Raw genomic sequence first — 8259 nt, 5'->3', positions numbered from 1 at the left:
AGCCCGTCCTGGCTTCCGACGTTTCTCTTGCGGAGAATGGGCGGCGGTAGACGCCTTTCGCGATCCGCTCGAGCCAACCCTGTTTGATATACGCCGATACAGATTGCCGTGAGATCGCATGCCGCGCTGTCCAAGCCGAATCGACAAGAAAGCCCGGCGGCACTGACTGGATCAGGTTCTTTAGTTTTTGTATTGATTGTCTACTCATAGTGGACGATATAGCATCAGTTCAAAGTGAATTCCAGTCGAGCTTTATCTTGTGCTGCTATTGTCAACCCGGAGTAGACAAAAACAGACAGATTTGAAGTTCTTTCATTGGTCCCACTGCAGACATCCCCATCACGATGCCACACCGGACAGTGTCTGGCCGAAGACCAAGGGCAGGCTCTTCCAACCATCGATCCCATAACGGACGCGATATCTGCGGTTACGCTCATTAGATATCGCCGAGAAAACCAGGCAGGCGTCGCCATGTCGAACCCGGCTATTGGTTACGCTGAAGCCTTGGATGGCAAGTCTTCACCCGTCGGGCTGTCATCCCTGGGGCGTTCAATCACCACGTCTGTCCAGAATAGCAAACGTAGCGCCAAGGCCCCGTCGTGGAAAACCTGAGCGGGCAGTTCCCTTCCTTTATCCGGGTAGGCCAGGCAGTCTGCCTGATCTGGGCGGACGCCCGTGCGACTGAGATCGAACAGAAATCCGCGCCAACCATTGGCGTTACCAACCCGCTCTTTTGTCTGGCATCCCTAATCCAGTCCCGTCCTTGGACGGTCAACCCGCAAGGGGTTCGCAGCTCCTGCGACCTCTGCGCCTTCGCCTTCGAGGTGACCGCGGCTGGGCCCAGACAGACGGGCGCCATCGAGCGGGGATCGGCCCCGCCAATAGATGGAGCCTCACATGTCGCACGATCTCAGCCTCGCACAAAACCACGCATTCAATCTTGCCCGGACCCTGATGGTCCCGGTCACCCTCTTCGAGGTGGATGGAGAAATCGGCGTCATGCCTTCCGCCGAGTATGACGGCGACGAGGACGCCATCATCAACATTTATGATCCCTTTGCCTATGGATCGGCTCATTGAGCCGATCACCCCTCCGGGAAGGCGTGCCGCTTGCGCTGATGCGCGCGCAAGGGAGGCTTCGCCGCGAGCTTTCCTCGCAGATCTGCAGGTTGCGAACCGCGCCCTTGCGCGCTTCGATCTTCGCGGCCTGGGCGCTGACAGCCCGAATAGTCAGGAAAACGGAAGGAGAGGATATGGAAAAGAAGGACATAGAGGAGCTCCGCGTCCGCGTGGGATGCGCAGCCGTCCTGGAACATGAGGGCTTCACCGTCGACGTGAAAGAGAGCACGCGCCGGGCTGTCAAATTCCGACGCGACGACAACATCGTCATCGTGATCCATGAGGACAAAGGATGGTTCGACGCGCGCTCGGACGCCAAGGGCGACGTCTTTGCCCTCGTAAGCTATCTCCGAGGTGTCGGTTTCTCAGACGCCTTGGCGGCGGTCGGCGATCTGGTCGCGTTCCATCCAGCCGCGCCGGCTTGGGAGAAACCTGCACGTCAGGCGCATGCGGTCGCATCGGTCGTTGACCGCTGGAAACATAGAAGACGGCCGTGGCGTACTTCTGCCACCGGGACTTATCTCCGGCAATCCCGAGCGCTGTCATGGCAGGTTGTCTCCGCGGCGATCGAAGCGGATCTCTTGAGGGAGGGGCCTTACGGCTCCATGTGGGCAAAGCATGTCGATGAGGCTGGCGCCGTCATCGGCTGGGAAGAGCGCGGCCCGGACTGGCGCGGGTTTTCCACCGGCGGCACCAAGGCGCTCTTCCGGCTCGGTAGCCCCAGTGCCCGCCGGATCTACGTGACCGAGGCAGCGATCGATGCGCTTAGCCTTGCTGCGATCGAGGGGATGAGGACTGACAGTCTCTATGTCAGCACCGGCGGCGGCTGGTCGCCTCTGACCGCTCAGGCGCTGGAGATCTTGGCGTCACAACGCGAGACGCAAATGGTCGCCGCGACGGACAATAATGTTCAGGGCGAGGTGTTCGCGGACAGGATCCGGCAGATGGCGGATGGCGCCGGTTGCGATTTCTCGCGGCTGAAGCCGTGTGCAGAGGACTGGAATGAGGAATTGAAACGGATGAGGGAAAGAGGCGAGCTGCCGCATACGCGGACAACACATCAAGGGTGAAGCTTCGCCCGCCGGACGGCGGCCCTTGACCCGCCGCCCGCGAGGCGCCGGCTGAGGAGGGGTGATCAAAGGACTGAAGGAGAGGTCGAACAGGCTTCGCTTCAGCCGCAACCCTCAAAAGGAGCCGCAGATGTTTGTTTCCCCAGCTATCCGCCCAGCACATCGCAAAGTATTCGAAGGCGTCGCTAGCCGCCACGAAATGTACGCCCTGTTCAACCGCCACAGCCGGTCGCCGTTCGACGATGATCGGATGAACGGTACGCGCTATGTCGGTGAATGGTTCGAAATCACCGAAGCCGACCATGACCATATGTTCGAAATTTTTGTCCCGCTTTTCTGGCGTGGCGACATGTTCGCTATCAGCGAATTTCTGGCAGCCAGCATCACCAGCTTGTTCTTTGCGCTCACGATCGATGATCGGTCCCGCTGGTTTCATGGCTATTGCGATCTGAGCGACCGCCAGTCGCCTGACCGGATGCGGTCCGAGATCATCGCCCGGGAATCCCGTCCGGTCCGCGCCATGAGCGCCCAGGAAAAACTCGATCATATCTGGAGCACGACCGGTCCTGATTTCCGCGGCTATGCCGACAACCGCTGGCCCGCGGATCTGCGCAACCGCCAGATAGTGCTCGTCTATCCCTCAGCACAAGGCAAGATCTGGAAACTGCTTGACGATCTGACCGACGAGGAGATCGCCGCAAAACTGCCAGTGCAGTTCCGCCACTTGGACGAGACCATCGCTGCCTGACGGCGCAGCCTTCACCTCCCAATCCTCACCATCCCGCCCTCAACGCACGCTCGCGGCAGCTCTCGCGAGGCAGCGAGCGTGCCTCGGCGCGCCCTCTCACAGGAGTTCTCTCATGGCCCATGACGATCCCTTCACCATTGACCTGTTTGGCAACACGACGCTCGCATCCGGTTTCGATCTCGGTGTGCCGGGTTTCGCAGCAGACTTCGGGAGCGATCTCGACGACGACCCACTGCCCTCGACGCCGGCGCCGGCCGTCCCTGTTTTGAAGATCCCAGAGGCCAAACCGCAGATGCGCGCGAAGGTCGATTTCCGACTGCAGGGTTCACGCGGTCTCGCCAAATCCTGGCGCGACCGGGCACGAGACAATATCGCCGCCATCCTGCTTGCAAACGAGATCGAGCGTCATGGTCTGGCGGCCCGGCCTGACCAGCAGGCCAAGCTGATCCGCTTTACCGGCTTCGGCGCGTCCGATCTGGCCAACGGCATATTCCGGCGTCCCGGCGACGAGACGTTTCGCAAGGGCTGGGAGGATCTCGGCGGCAATCTCGAGAGCGCCGTCGCGCCGGGTGACTACGCGTCTCTGGCACGTTGCACGCAATATGCCCACTTCACGCCGGAGTTTATCGTTCGTGCCATTTGGGCAGGATTGGTCCGCATGGGCTTCAAGGGCGGACGGATCCTGGAGCCGGGGATCGGCACGGGCATGTTTCCGGCACTAATGCCGGATGCGCTCTCCCGCACCAGCCACGTCACCGGCGTCGAGCTCGATCCGGTCACCGCCCGCATTGTCCGGTTGCTGCAACCACGGGCCAAGATCATCAACGGCGATTTCGCGCGGACAGAGTTGCCTGATCATTTCGACCTGGCGATTGGCAACCCGCCGTTTTCGGATCGCACAGTGCGCAGCGATCCGGCTTTCCGCTCTTTCGGTTTTAGGCTGCATGACTATTTCATCGCCAAGTCCATTGACCGGTTGAAGCCCGGCGGGCTTGCCGCCTTTGTCACCTCGTCCGGCACGATGAACAAGGCCGACGCCCGTGCCCGCGAGCACATCGCCGGCATGGCCGATCTCATTGATGCCATCCGGTTGCCCGAAGGCAGCTTTCGCGCTGACGCAGGCACGGATGTCGTCGTCGATATCCTCTTCTTCCGGAAGCGCCATGCCGACGAGCAGGCTGGCAACGACAGCTGGCTCGATCTCGCGGATGTTCAGGCCGAAGGCGAGGACAGTAGCGTCCGTATCAACAGGTGGTTCGTTGATCACCCGGACACAGTGCTGGGACGCCATGCAATCATGTCCGGTCCATTCGGCGAGACCTATACCTGCCTCCCGATCGGTGCCGACCTCGATGAGGTTTTGAGCGTGGCGATCAGTCAGCTACCCACTGATATCTACGACGGCGAAGCCACGCCGATCGATTTGGAACTTGAAAATGAGGTTGCGGAAGCCGCTGTCGATCGGCCCGACGATCCGAAGTTGCGCGAGGGCAGCTATTTCATCGGCAAGGGTACGGCGCTGATGCAGGTGGTGGGCGGCGTTGCTGTTTCGGTAGGTGTCAGGAAGAACAAGAGCACCGATGGCATCTTTGCCAAGCACGCCCTGATTATCCGCAAGCTCATCCCGATCCGAGATGCGGTGCGTCTGGTGCTAGCTTTCCAAGAGCGCGATCAGCCGTGGACCCAGGCGCAGGTGTCGCTGCGCATCGCCTGGTCGAGCTTCGTGCGCGAGTTCGGCCCGATCAACTTCACCACCGTCTTCACATCGGATGATCCGGAAACCGGTGAGGTCAGGGAGGTCCATCGTCGACCGAACCTCGCGCCTTTTCTTGACGATCCCGATTGCTGGCTGGTCGCTTCGATCGAGGACTACGATCTTGAGACCAACACCGCCAAGCCCGGGCCGATCTTTACCGAACGGGTGATCGCGCCGCCGCCGGCACCCATCATAACCTCGGCATCAGACACGCTCGCCGTCGTCTTGAATGAACGCGGGCATGTCGATCCCGATCATATCGCCGAGCTGCTGCACCACGATGTCGATGGTGTGGTTGATGAACTGGGTGAGGCTATCTTCCGCGATCCATCAAACGGCTCCTGGCAGATGGCCGATGCCTATCTGTCCGGTCCAGTCCGGTCGAAGCTGCTGACCGCGCGCGCGGCGGCGGACCTCGACCCCGCTTTTCAGCGCAACGTCGCGGCGCTGGAGCGTGTCCAGCCGGCAGATCTCCGGCCCTCGGACATCACCGCGCGCCTCGGGGCGCCGTGGATCCCGGCCGATGATGTCGTCGCCTTTGTCAAGGAGAGCATGGACGCGGAAATCTCAATCCACCATCTGCCGGAACTGGCGACCTGGACGGTCATTGCCCGGCAGCTGGAATGGTCGGCTGCCGGCACCACCGAATGGGGCACCCATCGCCGCCATGCCGGCCAGCTGCTGTCCGACGCCCTGAACTCGTCCGTGCCGCAAATCTTCGACACGGTCCGCGATGGCGAAACCGAGCGCCGGGTCCTGAATACCGTGGAAACTGAAGCCGCCAAGGAGAAACTGTCCAAGATCAAGACCGCCTTCCAGTCCTGGATCTGGTCGGATCCGGATCGCACCGACCGCCTGGCGCGGGTCTATAACGACACCTTCAACAACATCGCGCCACGAGCCTTCAATGGCGATCATCTCCAGCTCCCCGGCGCCTCTGGCGCCTTTTCTTTGTATGGGCACCAGAAGCGCGGCATCTGGAGGATCATCTCAGCCGGCGCCACCTATCTGGCCCATGCCGTCGGCGCTGGAAAGACGCTGACGATGGCCGCTGCCATCATGGAACAGCGCAGGCTCGGGCTGATCAACAAGGCGATGCTCGTCGTGCCCGGCCATTGCCTGGCCCAGGCAGCGCGTGAGTTTCTGGCGCTCTATCCCAATGCCCGCATCCTGGTTGCCGACGAGACCAATTTCGTCAAGGAGAAACGCCACCGCTTTCTGTCTCGGGCGGCGACTGCCAACTGGGACGCGATCATCATTACCCATTCGGCCTTCCGCTTCATCTCCGTGCCCTCTGCTTTCGAAGCGCAGATGATCCAGGACGAGCTCGAACTCTATGAAGACCTGCTCGTCAAGGTCGAGCGCGACGACCGGCTGTCACGCAAGCGCATCGAGCGCATGAAGGAGGGCCACAAGGAACGGCTCGAAGCACTGGCGACGCGAAAGGACGATCTGCTCACCATCTCCGAGCTTGGCATCGACCAGATCATCGTCGATGAGGCGCAGGAGTTCCGCAAGCTGTCCTTTGCCACCAACATGTCGACGCTGCGCGGTGTCGATCCGAACGGTTCGCAGCGTGCCTGGGACCTGTTCGTCAAATCCCGCTTCATCGAGACGAAGAACCCGGGCAGGGCGCTGGTGCTGGCTTCGGGCACGCCGATCACCAACACGCTCGGCGAGATGTTTTCCGTTCAGCGCATGATGGGCCCAGTGGCCCTGTCTGAGCGCGGTCTGCACGAGTTCGACGCCTGGGCCTCGACCTTCGGCGACACCTCGACCGAACTCGAACTACAGCCATCCGGCAAGTACAAGCCGGTCACGCGGTTCTCGCAATTCGTCAACGTCCCGGAACTGATCGCCATGTTCCGGTCGTTTGCCGATGTCGTGCTGCCGGTCGATCTGAGAACCTATGTGAAGGTTCCCGAGATATCCGGCGGCAAGCGCCAGATCGTCACCGCGGAGCCAACGCCGGCCTTCAAGACCTATCAAAAGTGGCTGGACGCTCGGATCAAGGCGATCGAGACGCGCGAGGGGCCGGCAAAGTCCGGTGACGACATTCTGCTCTCCGTCATCACCGACGGCCGCCACGCCGCGATCGATCTGCGGCTGGTCGATCAGGCTATGGAGAATGAGGCGGCCAACAAGTTGAATGCGCTGGTCGCCAACGCCTATCGGATCTGGAAAGAGACCGGCGGTACCGGATATCGCCGCAAGGATGGCAAACCGTTCGACCGGCCGGGCGCAGGCCAGCTGATCTTTTCCGATCTCGGCACGATCTCGGTGGAAGCCACGCGCGGCTTTTCCGCCTATCGCTGGATCCGCGATGAGCTGGTCCGAATGGGTGTGCCGGCTTCCGAAATCGCCTTCATGCAGGACTACAAGAAGTCGGACGCCAAGCAGCGGCTGTTCAACGACTTCAATGCCGGCAAGGTCCGCGTGCTGATCGGCTCGTCCGAGACCATGGGCACCGGCGTCAATGTCCAGGCGCGCCTCAAAGCCCTGCATCACCTCGATGTGCCTTGGTTGCCATCACAGATCGAGCAGCGCGAAGGCCGGATTATCCGCCAGGGCAACCAGCATGACGAGGTCGATGTCTTCGCCTATGCGACGCTTGGTAGTCTCGATGCCACCATGTGGCAGAACAACGAGCGCAAGGCCCGGTTCATCGCAGCCGCCCTGTCAGGCGACACCAGCGTCAGGCGGCTGGAGGATATGGGCGAAGGGCAGGCGAACCAGTTCGCGATGGCCAAGGCGATCGCGTCAGGCGACGAGCGGCTGATGCAGAAGGCGGGGCTCGAGGCCGAGATCGCCCGTCTCGATCGCCTGCGTGCCGCCCATATTGACGATCAGCATGCGATCCGGCGGCAGATCCGTGACGCCGAACGGGATATCGAGTTCTCCAGCCGCCGGATCGAGGATGTAGGCAAGGACATCGACCGTCTGGTCCCGACCATGGGGGACGCATTCTCGATGCAGGTCGGAAGCGCGGAGTTCGATGAGCGCAAGCTCGCCGGCCGAGCGCTGATGAAGGAGATCCTGACGCTCGTGCAATTGCAGCAGGAAAAAGAGGTGATCATCGCCACGATCGGGGGCTTCGATCTCGCCTATCAGGGTGAACGGTTCGGCAAGGATGGCTACCGCTACGACACGCTGCTTCAGCGCAAAGGTGGCGACTACGAGATCGACTTAGCCGTGACCACGACGCCGATCGGCGCCATCTCCCGGCTCGAGCATGCGCTCGGCGGTTTTGAACAGGAACGAGAGAACCATCGCATTCGGCTAGTCGACGCGAAACGCCGCCTCGCCTCATATACGCCGCGTCTCGGAGAACGCTTCTCTTTGGAAGCCGAGCTCGAACTCAAGCTGAGCCAACTGGACGAGATCGAAAGGGATCTAGCGGCGACCGCCGATGAACCGCCTGAAGATCGCCAGGAAGCGGCGTGAATGGCAGAACTTCTCCGCTCATTTGAAACGGGGTCGGGATACACATCTACCGGTCATCCCCGTTTCGATGGCTCCCCGCGATGGCGATCGTCGCGCGTAGCTGTCCGGGTCGGAAAGGGCGC

The 8259-nt window shown here is 61.4% G+C and carries 5 protein-coding genes; 4 read left to right on the top strand and 1 reads right to left on the bottom strand.

Going from position 1 to position 8259, the window contains the following annotated elements; translation table 11 throughout:
- Nucleotides 1-208, bottom strand: a 208-nt coding sequence (locus tag JTP94_RS10915) for an AbiEi antitoxin N-terminal domain-containing protein (RefSeq protein WP_204850507.1), incomplete at its 3' end; no start/stop codon positions are given.
- 689 nt (nt 209-897) lie between these two features.
- On the opposite strand from JTP94_RS10915, the gene JTP94_RS10910 reads away from it, so the two are divergent.
- The 4 genes from JTP94_RS10910 to JTP94_RS10895 all read left to right on the top strand — a co-directional run bounded on the left by JTP94_RS10910 (nt 898) and on the right by JTP94_RS10895 (nt 8137).
- The gene (locus tag JTP94_RS10910) at nt 898-1080 is read left to right on the top strand and encodes a hypothetical protein (RefSeq protein ID WP_204850506.1); all 183 of its coding nucleotides are present in this window, start codon (nt 898-900) and stop codon (nt 1078-1080) included.
- Nucleotides 1081-1253: 173 nt separating this feature from the next.
- Complete coding sequence (locus tag JTP94_RS10905) at nt 1254-2189, top strand: DUF3991 and toprim domain-containing protein (RefSeq protein WP_204850516.1); 936 nt, start codon at nt 1254-1256, stop codon at nt 2187-2189.
- 130 nt (nt 2190-2319) lie between these two features.
- Nucleotides 2320-2937 (top strand): DUF1419 domain-containing protein, encoded by a 618-nt coding sequence (locus JTP94_RS10900; RefSeq protein WP_204850505.1) that lies wholly within the window; start codon nt 2320-2322, stop codon nt 2935-2937.
- Between the two features lie 112 nt (nt 2938-3049).
- Nucleotides 3050-8137, top strand: a complete 5088-nt coding sequence (locus JTP94_RS10895) for a helicase-related protein (protein WP_204850504.1) — start codon at nt 3050-3052, stop codon at nt 8135-8137.
- The last annotated feature ends 122 nt before the right edge of the window (nt 8138-8259 follow it).

The organism is Martinezella lusitana (assembly GCF_016901135.1).
Classification (GTDB): domain Bacteria; phylum Pseudomonadota; class Alphaproteobacteria; order Rhizobiales; family Rhizobiaceae; genus Rhizobium; species Rhizobium lusitanum_D.
Note: the sequence above shows the minus strand (reverse complement) of the source record. Positions and strands in the feature narration are given on the sequence as shown.